Here is a 15,288-nt window from a genome sequence, read left to right as displayed (position 1 = left end):
CTCAGCTCCCGGCCCCGGCCTGGGCGGCCAGGGGGAAGTGCCTGCGCACGATCCCGCCCGAGGCCTTGATGCGCTCCACCCGGTAGAGCTCCTGGAGGTACTGCCAGACCATGTCCAGGGGCACGTGGGAGCGCAGGTACTCCTCGCAGCGCGAGAAGCTGTAGTGGTGGGCCACGGCCCGGCTGACCACGGCGCACTTCCATTTGCGCGCGTGCATCACGGCGTTGATGGTCATCTCGTCGGAGCAGGGCGAGCCCAGCACGCGCTGCGTGGGCAGGGGCAGGACGGCCTCCATCAGGCGGCGGTCGTAGGCCACGCAGTTGATGGTGGCGAAGCCGGGGTAGTAGTAGGGCCTGGGGTTCGAGGCCAGCCAGGAGTCCGTGAACTCCGCGTTCACGACCTTCTCCCACATCCAGCGGTGGTAGACCCAGTTCTCCTCCACCACGTCGCCCTCGTACATGGCCCGCTCGGCCGGGTATTCGGCCTTGAGGAACCGCTCCAGGGCGAAGCGTCCCGGGGGGCTCACCGGGGCCAGGGCGCTGACGATGGGGATGTCGCGGCTCGGGAGGTGGAAGCGGTAGCCTTCCAGCAGGTGTTCGAGCCACAGGGGCGTGACGAACACGTCCTCGTCCATCTTGACGATCACGTCGTCGATGTGGCGGGCGAGGATTTCGTTCTGCACGGCGTTCACGGCCGGGACGAGCCCGCGCGGCGAGCAGTGGATGACCTCCACGTTGTCGCGGGTGTGCATGAACTTGTGCAGGATGGCCGCGTGGTCGGGGCTGACCGCGTTGGCGATGGCGTAGATCTTCTTGAACCTGGCGAGGTTGGTGAAGCGCTCCAGACTGCGCAGGCAGAGCAGGAGGCAATCGATCCTGTGCGAGGTGAGAAGCATCAGAACGGGACGTATCGGGGTGCGGTTTTGCCGCAATGTGACGATCTTGCTCATCTCTTTGCCTATCCTTGGCGCTTTAGGGTGGAATCCACCTGACTCCGCCTATCTTATCGGATCAACAGGGGGGCGACTTTAGGGCGGCCCGGAAAAAAACTTTTCGGGGCATGATTTCATTTTTCCGGGCTTGCTCCCCCTGCGCTTGACAGGGCTTCGGTTCCGAGGCTAAGGCTTTGCCCATATGGAGCCCGGCGTCCGGCTGGGTGTTCCAATTTATTGAAATTTAATAGGTTTTCAGGGTGCGTTCCCAGCCTGAAGGACGCATCCTCGGACAGGGAATCAACAATCCAAACGCGAGAGTGGAGGTTAGGACCATGGGTTACAAGGTCACCGTCGATGAAGAAAAGTGCGTCGGCGACGGCGAATGCGTGGACGTCTGCCCCGTTGAAGTTTACGAGCTCCAGGACGGCAAGGCCGTCGTGATCAACGAGGAAGAGTGCCTGGGCTGCGAATCCTGCGTGGAAGTCTGCGACCAGGACGCCATCACCGTCGAGGAAGAATAATTCCTTTGCCCGGTTGAATTAAGCAGGCGGGAGCGGCCCTTCGGGGTCCGCTCCCGCCTGTGTTTTCCCCTTGCCCCCTGGCGGGCGGGGCTTATATCTCTGGCTGCCGCATCCCGCGGCGGGGGAATTTACGTGATAGACGCTGACCTTTCCGACGTTTTCGCCAGGTACGAAGCCCTGTTGGCCGAGGTCGACGCGGTTTTCGACAAGGTCAAGGCCGCCTGCCCCGGGCAGGTGCGCTGCGAAGTGTCCTGCGCCGACTGCTGCCACGCGCCCTTCGACGTGACGCTCGTGGAGGCCATGCACCTGAACCGGCGCTTCAACGAGCTCCATCCCAAGGGCGACAGCCGCTACCGCTTCGTGGAGGCCGCCAACCGCTCCGACCGCGAGCACTACCGGCTCAAGCACAAGGCCTGGAAGGCCCACAAGGCGGGCGTTCCCGACGAGAAGATCGTCGAGGACTTCGCGCGCGAGCGCATTCGCTGCGCCCTGCTGGAGGACGGCGACCGCTGCGCCATGTACGATTTCAGGCCCGTGACCTGCCGCCTCTACGGCGCGCCGCTCAACGTGGGCGGCACCATGCGCGTGTGCGGCAAGTCCGGGTTCGAGCCAGGCGGCAAGTATCCGGCCGTGAACATCGCCAAGATCCAGGAGCGCCTGGCCGGGCTCTCCGCCGAGATCGCGCAGCGCATGGGCGCCAAGCACGACTACCTGGCCGAGATGCTCGTGCCCGTGTCCATGGCCATGCTCCTCAAATACGACGAGGAGTTCTTCGGGCTCAAAGAGGCCAGGGAAGACTAGCCGTGCTGCCCAAGGCTCTCACACCCGAGGAAGAGGCCCAGAAGCGCGCCATCTACGAGAAGATCGCTCCGAGGCGGCGCAAGTTCATCGACAAGATGGGCTACGACAACTGGGACCCCTTCCAGAAGCCCTTCGACCCCATCGACATCCGCATCGACTCCAGCAAGCGCACCTCGCAGCAGCTCATGCGCGAGTTCCTGCAGTCCATCGCCCCGGGCACGCCCGTGACCACGGACTACTCCCAGGGCGCTTGGGAGCTGTGCGTGGGCGTGGTCAACGGCGCGGAGCGCTTCAAGGGCATGTTCGATTTCGTCCTGTGGTACGCGAAGCTCCTCGAAGAGGAGGGGCGCATGGAAGAGTACAAGGAAACCAAACGATTGGGGTGACACCATGGCCGTAAAAGCCGAGAACATCGACGACTACATTGCCGGACTCGAGGCAAAGCTGGAAAAAAACGACCAGTGCGCCACCTCCCACTACAACCTCGGCGTGGCCTACCTCTCCAAGCGCCGCTTCGAGGAGGCCAAGACGAGCTTCCTGCGCGCGGCCGAGCGCTCCCCCGCCATGGCCGAAGCCTATGTGCAGCTGGGCGGGCTGGCCATGAACGACGGCGACATCGAGGGCTGCCTGCGCATGAACCAGGCCGCGGTGAAGGCCCGCGCCCGCTTCGCCGTGCCCCACGCCAACGTGGGCTTCTGCCTGCTCCAGCTGGGAGAGGTCGAGGAGGCCATCAAGGCCCTGCGCAAGGCCGTGAAGCTCGATTCCCAGTTCGTGCAGGCCTTCGGCACCCTGGGCAGCGCCCTGTACATGACCGGCGAGGTTGACGAATCCATCGAGATGAGCAAGCGCGCCGTGGAACTGCACCCCAAGTTCGGCCCGGCCTGGAACAACCTGGCCCTGGCCTACCTGGAGAAGGGCGACGCAGAGCAGGCCATGAACTGCGTGAAGCAGGCCCGCGACTGCAACTACGACGTGCCCGCCGGGCTGGTGGCCGAGATCGAGGCCGCGCTCAAGGCGTAGGGAAGACGCCTCCGGCGGCCAAAGGGACGATGTCCCTTTGGAATCCCCTTCAGCTTCGCGGGATTCACCGGAGACGCTCAAAATCAGCGGGAGGCAGCGCCAAGGCGCTGCCTCCCGTTTCTATTTCAGGCCCAGGGTGAAACCCGCGAAGCTATTTGCGGGCCCAGGGGGGCCAAGCCCCCCTGGTGGGTGCAGGGCAAAGCCCTGCCGGCGCGCGGGGCGGAGCCCCGCTTCAGGTCTTCAGATTCGCGCCGCGCCTCAGCGCGCTCCCAGGTGCTCCTTGACCCGGCGGACCTCGTCTCGCAGTTCGCGCATCCCCGCCTCGATGACGTCGAGCTTTTCGGAGAGCTTTTCGATCTTTTTGACGATCTTGTCGGTTTCGTAGCTGTCGCGGGTCTCCTTGATCAGGTGCTTCTGGGCGATGTCCGCGTCGTGTGCCATGACGTGCTCCTTGGTTGGCGCCATGGGGCGCAGTTTGGCTTTCGCCTGTTATCCTTTATATATAAGAGCAAAATAGCCGGGCGTTGTCCACCCGAAAAGAGGGGGCGGACCGCCCTTCGCGGGCTGGAAGGCCGCTCGCGTTCCCCCTGACGAAACGCCTTGCCAACGCCTTAAGCCGGTACTAAGTAATCTTGCTTTCCCATCATAGACCGCAGGTATCTTCATCCCATGCCAGAAAAACAGCCACATATATCGATCCCTCTTGGACGCCTGGTGCCGCGCGTGCTGGGCGTGCGCGAGGCCGAGTTCAAGGCCTGGCCCGAGGACATCCAGGAGCTCGCCGTGTCCCTGGCCAGCGAGCTCTTCCTGGTGCGCTACAACCCGTTCATCGATTCGGGCGACGTGCGCGAATCCGTCGAGAAGCGCCTCACCCAGTCCACCACCATGCTCACCCCGGAGTACTTCCGCCAGCTCTCCAAGGCCGTGAAGGACTTCTGGGACGGCTACGACGCCGACACCGAATTCCGCGAGGAGCTCAAGGCCAAGGTCAGCCAGTTCCTGGACGACAAGGCCATCCTGGACGGGCCGCACAACCTGGTGGAGTGCTCCACGGACGCCACCGACCTGCGCATGGAGCTGCCGCTCATGGTGCTCGCGCCGGAGAAGTCCGAGCACGTGCGGCGCATCATGCAGCTGGCGGGAGAGATGGGCTTCGCCGTGATCCCGCGCGGCGGCGGCTCGGGCTGCACGGGCGGGGCCGTGCCCGCCAGGCGGCGCACGGTGGTGCTCTCGCTGACCAGGCTGAAGAAGATCCTCTCGGTGAACCCCAAGGACCTGACCATCTGCCTGGAGGCGGGCGTGATCACGCTCCAGGCCACGCGCGCGGCCTCCGAGGCCGGGATGCTGCTCACCGTGGACCCGGCGTCCAAGGCGGCCAGCTCCATCGGCGGCAACATATCCGAGAACGCGGGCGGCCCGTACGCCTTCGAGTACGGCACCACGCTCGACAACCTGCTCTCCTACAAGATGGTCACGCCCAGGGCGCGCGTGATCGAGGTGCGCCGGGTGGACCACCCGCGCCACAAGATCCTGGAGCACGAGACCGCCGTGTTCGAGGTGGTGGGCGAGGACGACCAGGTGCTGGACACCGTGCGCCTGCCCGGCAGCGAGATCAGGGGCCCGGGGCTCGGCAAGGACGTCTCCAACAAGTACCTGGGCGGCCTGCCCGGGATGCAGAAGGAAGGCGTTGACGGCGTGATCACCGAGGCGTGCTTCATCTGCTACGAGAAGCTCGCCCACTCCAAGGTGCTGGTGCTCGAATTCTTCGGGCGCTCCATGCACAACGCCATGCTGACCATCCAGGGCGTGGTGGCCCTGCGCGACCGCATCCGCCAGGAAGGCGACCTGGTGAAGATCTCGGCCCTGGAGGAGTTCAACTCCAAGTACGTCAAGGCCATCGAGTACAAGAAGAAGTCCGCCACCTACGAGGGCGACCCCATAAGCGTGCTCACGCTCCAGCTGGACGGCGACGACCTGCCCGCCCTGGAGAAGGCCGTGGCCGACATCGTGGCCATCGCCCAGCTGCACGAGGGCGTGGACGCCTTCGTGGCCCGCGACGAGAAGGAGGCCGAGCTCTTCTGGGAGGACCGCCACAAGCTCTCGGCCATCGCCAAGCGCACCTCGGGCTTCAAGATCAACGAGGACATCGTCATCCCCCTGGACGTGATCCCCGAGTTCTCCGACTTCCTGGAGGAGCTCAACCTGAACTACCTGGCCAAGGCCTACCGCAAGGCCCTCCAGGAGGTCACGAGGCTCCCGGGCTTCCCGGACTCGGACGAGTTCGTGTCCATGGAGATGCAGTTCGCGGCCGAGATCCTGCGCGGCATCCGCACCGCCCAGGAGCTCAACGACCAGGAGCTGGAGGTCCAGGCCTACTACTTCTTCACGGACCTGAAGACCCGCTACCCCAAGCTCTACGGCGAGATCGAGGCCATCTACCAGGACATGCTGGCCCGGCGCATCATCGTGGCCAACCACATGCACGCGGGCGACGGCAACTGCCACGTGAACCTGCCCGTGAACTCCAACGACCCCGAGATGCTCTCCCAGGCCCACGAGGCCGCGGACCGCGTGTTCGAGAAGGTCATGGAACTCGGCGGCGCGGTGTCGGGCGAGCACGGCATCGGCATCACCAAGATCGCGTTCCTGCCCGAGGACAAGATCACCGCGCTGCGCGCCTACAAGGAGCAGGTGGACCCGGACAACATCCTCAACCCGGGCAAGCTGGTCACGCGCAGCCTGGACTGCGAACCCTACACGTTCTCGTTCAACAGGCTCATCCGCGACATCAGGAAGACCGCGCTTCCCGACAAGGACAAGCTCACCGACCTCTTGACCAACATCCAGGTCTGCACCCGCTGCGGCAAGTGCAAGCAGGTCTGCCCCATGTACAACCCGGAGCGCGGGCTCATCTACCATCCGCGCAACAAAAACATCAGCCTGGGCGCCATCATCGAGGCGATCTACTACTCCCAGGTGCACCACGGCAGGCCCTCGCCCAAGCTTCTGGACAGCCTGCGCAAGATGACCGAGCGCTGCACCACCTGCGGCAAGTGCACGGCCGCCTGCCCGGTGAAGATCAAGACCGCGGGGGCCATGCTCGACATGCGCGCCTTCATCGAGGAGAAGGGCGCGGGAGGCCACCCGCTCAAGACCAAGGTGCTGCACTACATCGCCGAGAAGCCCGAGGAGCGCGCCCCGTCCATGGCCAAGATGGCCGCCTGGGGCCAGATGGCGGGCAACCACCTGGTGGGGCTCATCCCCGGCCCCTGGCGCTCGCGCTTCGCGAGCCCCCTGCTGCACGGCTCCGGCCCGGTGACGGGTTTCAAGAACCTGGCCGACGCCCTGGACCTGGAAAAGGGCGGCATCTTCGTGCCCGAGCGGCCCACGGGCGAGTCCGTGTTCTACTTTCCGGGCTGCGGCGCGGCGCTCTTCTGGCGCACCATCGCCATGGGGGCCATCCACCTGATGCTGCGCGCGGGCGTCTCCGTGGTCATCCCGGAGCGGCACATGTGCTGCGGCTACCCGCTCTTGTCGTCCGGCTACCAGGACGCCTACCGCAAGAACCGCGCGCGCAACATCGAGGCCATCGGCGAGATCTTCGTCAAGGCCGACAACGAGGGCGTGAAGCCCCAGGCCGTGCTCACCGCCTGCGGCACCTGCCGCGAGGCCCTCTCGGGCTACGAGACCGAGGTGATCGCGGGCGGGAGCATCCCGCACTTCGACGTGGTGCAGTACCTCATCTCGCGCCTGCCCGAGCGCGCCCGCGAGGGGATGGACCCGGCCGCCAGGCTCGTCTACCACGCGGCCTGCCACGCCGAGTGGGAGGGCGTGCCCCTGGCCAAGGCCACCGAGACCTACCGCCAGGCCCTGGCCTCGCTCACTGGCTCGCGCGTGGACGTCTCCCCCGGGTGCTGCGGCGAATCGGGCCTCGGGGCCATGACCAGCCCGGACATCTACAACCGCATCCGCCACCGCAAGCAGGAGCAGCTGCACAAGGACCTGGGCGACGCCTCGAGCGAATCCCAGCCCGTGCTGGTGGGCTGCCCCTCGTGCAAGATCGGCATCAAGCGCTGCCTGTTGCGCATGGGCCGCAAGCAGAGCGTGTACCACACGCTCGAATACCTGGCCGCGGTGTGGGAAGGCCCCAAGTGGAAGCGCACCTTCCGCAAGGCCCTGGCCCACGCCCGCCAGGAGGGGCGCAAGCGCGTGGTGGCCTACGCCGAGGCGGCCACGGCCAAGGCGTGAGGATTTGCCCATGAAGGTGCTGGCCGTGGACTTCGGGCTTAGGCGCGTGGGGCTGGCCGTGTCCGACCCCGGCGGGTCCATGGCCTTTCCCCTGCGCACGGTGGAGCGCACGGAAAAGGGCGGCCGCGCGGCGCTCTTCGCCGAGCTTCTGGACGTCATCCGGGGCGAGGGCGCCCAGGAAGTAGTGGTGGGCTTTCCCGCCCCGGCCGAGGGCCAGGACAGCCTGACCGCGCGCCAGGCCGCCAACTTCGCCGAAAGCCTGGCCAGGCGCGTGGCCGTGCCCGTGAAGCTCGTGGACGAGACGCTCTCCAGCGAGGAGGCCATGAGTGAATTGCGCGAGGCCGGAAGGTCCGGCCGGGAGCGGCTCAAGCAGGCGCTGGACCAGCAGGCCGCCGTGCTGATACTGCGCACCTACCTCGACCATCCGGGCCTTGCCCGCGTGGTGGAGGTACGCCACGCCTCGCGCGGCGAGTGAGCCCCCCGGAGAAGACGAACGATGATCAAGCGCATCCTGGCCGTGCTGGCCCTCCTCGTGCTCGTTGGCGGGGGCTATGTGGCGTGGCGCGGCCATTCCTTCCTGACCACCTCCCCGGAGACCCCCGGCCGCGAAATCACCGTGACCTTGGAGCAGGGCATGGGCTTCGAGCAGATCGCCGGGCTCCTCTACAAGCAGGGCGCGATCACCGACCCCCTGGCCTTCAAGCTCCTGGCGCGCTACACCGGCCAGGACGCCAGGCTCAAGGCCGGGGAATACCTGCTGAGCACCGGCTACACCCCGCAGAAGGTCCTGGATATGCTGGTCAGCGGCCAGGCCATCCTCTACAAGGTGGCCGTGCCCGAAGGCCTGACCCTGCGCCAGATCGCGAAGATAGTGGAGCAGGCCGGGCTGGGCAGCGTCGAGAGCTTCGAGAAGGCCGCCCGGGACAAGGAACTTTTGGCGCGCTTCGGCGTCCCGTCCGAGAGCGCCGAGGGCTTCCTCTTCCCCGAGACCTACCTCTTCACCAGAAAGCCCGGCAACGACGCCAGGCAGGTGGTGGAGGCCATGCTCTCGCAGTTCGCCAAGGCCGTGGCCAAGGTTTGGCCCCAGGGCGCGCTTCAGGGCAGGGAACTCTTCGAGGCCGTGGTGCTCGCCTCCATCGTGGAGAAGGAGACCGGCCAGAACGGCGAGCGCGGGCGTATCGCCGGGGTGTTCGCCAACCGGCTGCAGAAGAAGATGCTCCTGCAGACCGACCCGACGATCATCTACGGCCTGGGCGAGAAGTTCGACGGCAACCTGAAGCGCTCGCACCTGGACGACCCCAAGAACCCCTACAACACCTACCAGCACCCGGGCCTGCCGCCCGGGCCCATCTGCAACCCGGGCCTGGAGGCGCTCAAGGCGGCTGCCTCGCCCGAGGAGCACGCCTACCTGTATTTCGTCTCCAGAAACGACGGCACGCACCACTTCTCCAAGACCCTGGAGGAGCACAACGCGGCCGTGGCCAAATACCAGCTGCGCCGGGGCAAGTAGGCGCACGGGCCACAGGCCCGGCGCGATCCCGGGTCCACCCCTTCGAGAGCAACTCATCCAGGGGAGGGTCCGCGCGTGGCGGCGCGATCCCCAAAATTTCCGGACCAGCTTTCGTTCTTCCGTTCGCCGCAGGCCTGTCCGCGCGATCCCCAGGCAATCGGCCTGCTCGCGGCCATCCCTCGGGCGGCCCGTGCGAGCCCGCGCGATCTTCTCCTCTCCGTTTTTCCCGGCGTTTTCGCAGTCTTTTGCGCGCGGCCGGTAACGCCTGGGCGCCACGCCGCGTCCTCTCCCGAGGGGCCGCGCTAAGAAACCCGGCGGGCTGGCGGGGACTGTTCCACGGCCGACGCGGGGACTTCCTGCAGGCTGCAGCGGACGCTCCGGGCGCTCTTCGCTGTTGCCGGCCGGGAAATTCGCGTCCTTCTTTGTTATGAAGGCGTCCTAATGAACTGCGTGGAAGCAATTCGAGCCTCCATCCCCGTCAGGGCGGATCGCCGCATGCTTCTCCCGCGGGTCGTTGTTTTTGGCATGCTCCGTCTGGAGACAACGATACGGATCGATACAAGTGTTTTTCCTGCCGATGCAGTTCGTGTTCCAGTGCAGGGGGGCGGCTTGCAAAAAAACATGGGATTGGGGTAGTCATGCCGGAAAAACAAGTAGATGCATTCGTTCGCCGCTTTGCGGCAACGTCTGGATTCCTGTCGGGCAGCATGTCATGAACCTTGCCTCCGGAGAACTTGTGCAGCCAGCTGGCGGAACTGACGCGGCAGGAACCGCGTCGTTGTCCCACGCCGCCTGGAGCGCGCGGGACGCGGCCGCGTTGGCGCTCGTCTGCGCCTGTTGCCTGCTGGTCTACGCCCCGGTCCTGGGCTCGTTCTACGTCGGCGACGACTTCAGCCTGTACAGCAGCCTGCTCAACTACGACGCCTACACCTCGATCTTTCTGGCCAAGCCGCATTTCCGGCCCCTGGGCATGGCCATCTTCTTTTTCGAGGGCCGCCTGCTCGTGCCCCAGTGGAGCGGGCTGTCCCACGGGTTCAACCTGGCCCTGCACGCGGCCAACGCGACGCTCGCCTACGTGATCCTGTCCAGGCGCCTGCGCTACGGGTTCGCCGCGAGCCTCATGCTCTCGCTCCTCTACGCCGTCATGCCCACGCACGTGGAGGCCGTGTCCTGGCTGGCCGCGCGCTTCGACCTGCTGGCCACCTTCTTCGCCTTTTCGGCCGCCCTCTGCTTCTTCAGGCATGTGGAGACCGGAAGCCGCCTGCCCCTGGCAGGGTACGCCGCGTTCTTCCTCTGCTCGCTTCTGAGCAAGGAGATGGCCATCCTGCTGCCCGTGTCGCTGTTCTGCCTCTGTCTCTACCACAGGCCCCCTGCCGGGCGGCGCCGCTTCGCGGCCCTGGCCTGCGCCTCGGCGGCGGTGGTCCTGGCCTACCTGGCCCTGCGCCACGCGCTCATGGGTGGGCTCGGCGGCTACGCCATGAGCTCCTTGCCCGGGGTCGCGGCCGTGCCCGTGGCCAGAAAGGTGGTCATGTCGTTCGTGAAGCCCCTGACCGGCGTGGTCGGGGCCGGGGGCGAGCACCTGTTCTGGTGGGCGGCGTTCGCGCTGCTGCCCGCCTTTCTCCTGGCGTGCTTCTGGAGGATGCGCAGGCTCTGCTGGCTGATGGCCGCGTTCGTGGCGGCCGCGCTGCTCGCCTACCTGCTGCCCGCGCGCATGCACAGCATCGAGGGTGGGCGCTACTATTACTATCCTGGCTTCTTCCTGGCGATCCTGCTCTGGGAGTCGCTCGGGCGCTTCGCCACGGCCCGCAACGTGATTCTTGGGCTCCTGATCGTCCACTGCGCGGCCTCGGCCTGGGCCGACGCCCGCACCTGGACCAACGTGAGCCTCGTGTCCAGGCATATAGTCGAAGGGTTCTCAGGCAACCCCGCCAGCGACGTGGACCTGCTCAACTGCCCCGACGCCGTGGAGGGGGTGGTGGTCTGCCGCTCGGGCTTCATCGCGGCGGGCGACTTCCTGCCGGGGCGGCCCATGCCGCGCATCAACGTGCTGGCCACCCAGAACTGGGACGGCCGGGCCGGGCGGCCGCAGGCTCTCCCGGCCTCGCCCGGCAAGGTCCTGGTGGATTTCGACAGCGACTACAGGGAGCTCAAGCCCGGCTCGCGCCTGCCCGGCGTGGAAGGGACGAGCTACCAGAAGGCGGACGGACGCGCCTACGTGGTGGAGTTCGAGGGGCAGCGGCGCTTTCCCCGCTACGTGATCGAACCCGACGGGACGCCGCGCTGCGTGGACGCCTGCCCATGACGCAGGCGAGGGACATGCTCGGCCTGCTGCGGCCCCACCAGTGGATCAAGAACGGATTCGTCCTGCTGCCGCCGTTCTTCGCCTTCAAGATCGCGGACCCGCAGTATATCCTGCCCCTGGCCGCCGCCCTGGCGGGTTTCTGCCTGGTCAGCGGCGCGGCGTACATCCACAACGACATCCACGACCTGGAGTACGACTCCAGGCACCCCACGAAGAGGTTCAGGCCCCTGGCCAGCGGGCGCGTGAGCGTGGCCCTGGCCCGGCGGGTGATGGCCTGGGCCTGTCTGGCCGGGCTCGCGGCCGGGGCCCTGGCCGGGCTCAAGGTGTTCGGCGTGCTCGTGGCCTACGGCGTGCTGAACGTGCTCTATTCGCGCAGCTTCAAGCACGTGGCCGTGCTGGACGTCTGCTGCATCGCCGCGGGCTTCGTGCTGCGCGTGTTCGCCGGGGCGTTCGCGGCCTGCGTGACGGCCAGCCACTGGATAGTGCTCATGACCTTCCTGCTGGCCATGTTCCTGGCCCTGGCCAAGAGGCGCTTCGAGGCGGGGCTGGCCGTGCAGGGCAACGCGTCCAGGAAGTGCATCGACGGCTACACGGTCGAGTTCGCCTCGGCGGCCATGGTGCTCATGGCCGGGGTGACCATCGTCAGCTACATCATGTACACGGTGGCTCCGGCCACGGTGCAGTATTACGGCAGCGACGACGTCTACCTGACGTCCTTCTTCATCATCCTGGGCATCCTGCGCTACATGCAGCTGTCCTTCGTGGGCGGAGGAGGCGCAAGCCCCTCCTCGGTGCTCCTCAAGGACAGGTTCCTGCAGGCCACCATTGCGGGATGGCTCGCGATGCTGGGGTTTCTCCTCTACTTTTGAACGAGCGCGCGGCCCGGCCGCGCCTATCGGAGCGCGACATGCATTTGTCCGGATGGGGCCGCTACCCCGTGGTGCGGGCCAGGGCCGCATCTTTTTCCTCCACCGGGGAGCTCGCCGCCAGGTTGGCCCCCGGCGGCCCCGCGATACCCTACGGCCTCGGGCGCAGCTACGGCGACAGCGCCCTGGGCGGCGACGTCCTTCTCACCAGGCGCTTGTCCTGCATCCTGGATTTCGACCCGCAAGCCGGGGAGGTCACCTGCGAGGCCGGGGTCAGCCTGGCCGAACTGGTGGACGCCTTCCTGCCCAAGGGCTGGTTCCTGGCCGTGACGCCGGGCACGCGCCACGTCACCGTGGGCGGGGCCATCGCCAGCGACGTGCACGGCAAGAACCATCACGTGGCCGGCTGCTTCTCGGAGGGCGTGCTCTGGCTGGAGCTCATGCTCCCGGACGGGCGGGTCGTGCGCTGCTCGGCCACGCAGAACGAGAGGCTCTTCCGGGCCACCTGCGGGGGCATGGGGCTCACGGGCGTGATCGTGGCCGCGAGGCTGCGCCTCGCGCGCGTGACCAGCTCCGTGATCGAGCAGAAGACCATCAAGGCCGCAAACCTTGAGGACATCTTCGCGCTCTTCGACCGCTACGCCTCCTACACGTACTCCGTGGCCTGGATCGACTGCCTGGCCAAGGGAGAGGCGCTGGGGCGCTCGCTCCTCATGGTGGGCGAGCACGCCCCGGACGGCGGGCTCGAGCTCCTGCGCGAGGCCCGGCTCGGCGTGCCCGTGGACATGCCCTCCTGCACGCTGAACAGCCTGAGCGTGAAGCTTTTCAACGCCCTCTACTACGGGCGCGTGCGCGGCAGGGAGGCCGACGCCCGGGTGGGGCTGGGGAGCTTCTTCTACCCCCTGGACGCGGTGCGGGGCTGGAACCGGGTCTACGGCAAGCGCGGGTTCACCCAGTACCAGTTCGTGCTGCCCCTGGAGTCGAGCCTCGCCGGGATGCGCCGCGTGCTCGAGGAGATATCGGCCGCCGGGATGGGCTCCTTCCTGGCCGTGCTCAAGCTCTTCGGCGGCGAGAACGGGAACATGCTCTCGTTTCCGCGCGAGGGCTACACCCTGGCCCTGGACTTCAGGATCGAGCCCCGGCTTTTCGGGCTGCTCGACCGCCTGGACGCCGTGGTGCTCGACCACGGGGGGCGGCTCTACCTGACCAAGGACGTGCGCATGAGCCCGGAGACCTTCCGCAAGGGCTACCCGAGGCTTGGCGAGTTCATGGAGCTGCGCCGCGAGATGGGCTTTGATCGGCATTTCCAGTCACTGCAATCAACACGCCTGGAGTACTGACATGAACGTCCTCGTCCTCGGCGGCACCTCCGAGATCGGCCTGGCCATCGCCCACGCCTTCGCCAAAGAACACGGCGCGAGCGTCACCCTGGCCTCGCGCGACATGGAGGCGCTCGGCAGGCTCGCCCGCGACCTGGAGATCAGGCACGGCGTCAACGCCCGGGCCGCGTACTTCGACGCGCTCGACTACGCCTCGCACAAGGGCTTTTACGACTCGCTCCCGGAGCGGCCTGACGTGGTCGTGGCCGCCTTCGGGTTCCTGGGCGAGCAGGAGTCCGCCCAGTCGGACTTCGCCCAGGCCCGCCTGATCCTGGAAACCAACTACCTGGGCATGGCGAGCATCCTGGAGATCGTGGCCGCGGACTTCGAGGCCCGCAAGGGCGGGACCATCATCGGGCTCAGTTCCGTGGCCGGTCTTCGCGGCAGGCGCTCCAACTACCACTACGGGGCGGCCAAGGCCGCGCTGACCACGCTCCTCTCGGGGCTCCGGCACCGGCTGCACGCCTCGGGCGCGCGCGTGGTCACGGTGCTGCCCGGCTTCGTGCGCACGCGCATGACCGAGGGCCTGGACCTGCCCGAGAAGCTCACTTCCGACCCCGGGGACGTGGCCGCCGACGTGATGGCCGCGTTCGAGAAGAAGAGGGCGGTGGTCTACAGCCGGTGGTACTGGCGGCTGATCATGCTCGTGGTGCGCTTCCTGCCGGAATTCCTCTTCGTGCGCACGAAGCTCTAGCAGGGCGCCGAATCCTTCCGAATCCGTCCGATCCGCTCTTCCCTCTGGCAACAGGCCGGGAAATCCCGTATGGGAGTCCCGAGAACCCTGGAAGGAGAAACCTATGCGAATCGGACTGGCCGGGCTCGGCAGAATGGGCATGAACATGGTCCGCCGCCTGTTGCAGGGCGGCCACGAGGTCGTCGCCTACAACCGCACCCCCGCCAAGGTGGACGAGATCGCGGCAGAGGGGGCCGTGGCGGCCTATTCCCTGGCCGAGTTCGTCTCCAAGCTGCCCGCGCCGCGCGTGGTCTGGCTGATGCTCCCGGCCGGAACGGTCACCGAGGAGCACATCGAGGAATTGAAGCCCCTGCTCGCCCCGGGCGACATCCTGGTGGAGGGCGGCAACTCCCGCTTCACCGACGACCTGCGCCGCGCCCCGGAACTGGGGAAGCTCGGCGTCACCTACGTGGACGCGGGCGTGTCCGGCGGCATCTGGGGGCTCAAGGTGGGCTACTGCACCATGGTGGGCGGCCCGGAAGAGGCTTTCAGGCGCATCGAGCCCCTGCTCGCCACCCTGGCCCCGCCCGAGGGCTACATGCACTGCGGCCCCGTGGGCTCGGGCCACTACGTGAAGATGGTGCACAACGCCATCGAGTACGGCATGATGCAGGCCTACGCCGAGGGCTTCGCCCTGCTGGACGCCAGCCGCTACTCGAAAGGCCTCGATTTCGCCAAGCTCTCGCACCTGTGGAACCAGGGCAGCGTGGTGCGCTCCTGGCTTCTTGAGCTCTGCGAGGACATGTTCGCCAAGGACCCGCGCCTGGACGCCCTCAAGGCATACGTGGACGATTCGGGCGAGGGCCGCTGGAGCGTGCAGGAGGCCGTGGACAACGCCGTGCCCGCGCCGGTCCTGACGCTGGCGCTCATGGAGCGCTTCCGCTCGCGCAAGGAGAACGACTTCGGCGACCGCGTGCTGGCGGGCCTGCGCAACGAGTTCGGCGGACACGCCGTGGTCCGCAAGGAGAAGTAGC

General features: G+C 66.9%; 14 protein-coding genes. 12 read left to right on the top strand and 2 right to left on the bottom strand.

Features of this window, described 5'->3' with window-relative positions:
- Position 1: 1 nt before the first annotated feature.
- Entirely contained in the window at positions 2-949 is a 948-nt protein-coding gene (locus ACZ5V4_RS06975) for a glycosyltransferase family 2 protein (RefSeq protein ID WP_464317456.1), read from the bottom strand.
- A gap of 317 nt (positions 950-1,266) precedes the next feature.
- On the opposite strand from ACZ5V4_RS06975, the gene ACZ5V4_RS06970 reads away from it, so the two are divergent.
- The 4 genes from ACZ5V4_RS06970 (at position 1,267) to ACZ5V4_RS06955 (ending at position 3,276) form a co-directional block, all read left to right on the top strand.
- A complete protein-coding gene (locus ACZ5V4_RS06970) occupies positions 1,267-1,455 on the top strand; it encodes a ferredoxin (protein WP_464317455.1) in 189 nt (62 codons plus the stop codon).
- 132 nt (positions 1,456-1,587) lie between these two features.
- Complete coding sequence (locus ACZ5V4_RS06965; protein ID WP_464317454.1) at positions 1,588-2,256, top strand: YkgJ family cysteine cluster protein; 669 nt, start codon at positions 1,588-1,590, stop codon at positions 2,254-2,256.
- 2 nt (positions 2,257-2,258) lie between these two features.
- Complete coding sequence (locus tag ACZ5V4_RS06960; protein ID WP_464317453.1) at positions 2,259-2,642, top strand: hypothetical protein; 384 nt, start codon at positions 2,259-2,261, stop codon at positions 2,640-2,642.
- A 4-nt stretch (positions 2,643-2,646) separates the two neighbouring features.
- Complete coding sequence (locus tag ACZ5V4_RS06955; RefSeq protein WP_464317452.1) at positions 2,647-3,276, top strand: tetratricopeptide repeat protein; 630 nt, start codon at positions 2,647-2,649, stop codon at positions 3,274-3,276.
- Positions 3,277-3,534: 258 nt separating this feature from the next.
- Here the strand turns inward: ACZ5V4_RS06955 and ACZ5V4_RS06950 are convergent, their stop codons facing one another.
- Positions 3,535-3,717 carry a hypothetical protein gene (locus tag ACZ5V4_RS06950; RefSeq protein WP_464317451.1) on the bottom strand — a complete coding sequence of 61 codons (183 nt, stop codon included), beginning with the start codon at positions 3,715-3,717 and terminating at the stop codon, positions 3,535-3,537.
- Positions 3,718-3,945: 228 nt separating this feature from the next.
- Here ACZ5V4_RS06950 and ACZ5V4_RS06945 point away from each other — a divergent pair, with 228 nt between their 5' ends.
- From ACZ5V4_RS06945 to gnd, 8 genes are all read left to right on the top strand, one after another.
- A complete protein-coding gene (locus ACZ5V4_RS06945) occupies positions 3,946-7,524 on the top strand; it encodes an FAD-binding and (Fe-S)-binding domain-containing protein (RefSeq protein ID WP_464317450.1) in 3,579 nt (1,192 codons plus the stop codon).
- A gap of 10 nt (positions 7,525-7,534) precedes the next feature.
- Complete coding sequence (ruvX, locus tag ACZ5V4_RS06940) at positions 7,535-7,999, top strand: Holliday junction resolvase RuvX (protein WP_464317449.1); 465 nt, start codon at positions 7,535-7,537, stop codon at positions 7,997-7,999.
- A gap of 21 nt (positions 8,000-8,020) precedes the next feature.
- Complete coding sequence (gene mltG / locus ACZ5V4_RS06935; protein WP_464317448.1) at positions 8,021-9,034, top strand: endolytic transglycosylase MltG; 1,014 nt, start codon at positions 8,021-8,023, stop codon at positions 9,032-9,034.
- A gap of 778 nt (positions 9,035-9,812) precedes the next feature.
- A complete protein-coding gene (locus tag ACZ5V4_RS06930) occupies positions 9,813-11,336 on the top strand; it encodes a hypothetical protein (RefSeq protein ID WP_464317447.1) in 1,524 nt (507 codons plus the stop codon).
- Positions 11,333-12,205 (top strand): UbiA prenyltransferase family protein, encoded by an 873-nt coding sequence (locus tag ACZ5V4_RS06925; RefSeq protein ID WP_464317446.1) that lies wholly within the window; start codon positions 11,333-11,335, stop codon positions 12,203-12,205. Before ACZ5V4_RS06930 ends, ACZ5V4_RS06925 begins: the two co-directional genes overlap by 4 nt.
- Before the next feature lie 38 nt (positions 12,206-12,243).
- A complete protein-coding gene (locus tag ACZ5V4_RS06920) occupies positions 12,244-13,542 on the top strand; it encodes an FAD-binding oxidoreductase (protein WP_464317445.1) in 1,299 nt (432 codons plus the stop codon).
- 1 nt (position 13,543) lies between these two features.
- The gene (locus ACZ5V4_RS06915; RefSeq protein ID WP_464317444.1) at positions 13,544-14,275 is read left to right on the top strand and encodes an SDR family oxidoreductase; all 732 of its coding nucleotides are present in this window, start codon (positions 13,544-13,546) and stop codon (positions 14,273-14,275) included.
- A gap of 103 nt (positions 14,276-14,378) precedes the next feature.
- A complete protein-coding gene (gnd, locus tag ACZ5V4_RS06910) occupies positions 14,379-15,287 on the top strand; it encodes a phosphogluconate dehydrogenase (NAD(+)-dependent, decarboxylating) (RefSeq protein ID WP_464317443.1) in 909 nt (302 codons plus the stop codon).
- Position 15,288 lies beyond the last annotated feature (1 nt).

The sequence above is a fragment of the Fundidesulfovibrio sp. YSD1 genome, from assembly GCF_055397115.1.
Note: the sequence above shows the minus strand (reverse complement) of the source record. Positions and strands in the feature narration are given on the sequence as shown.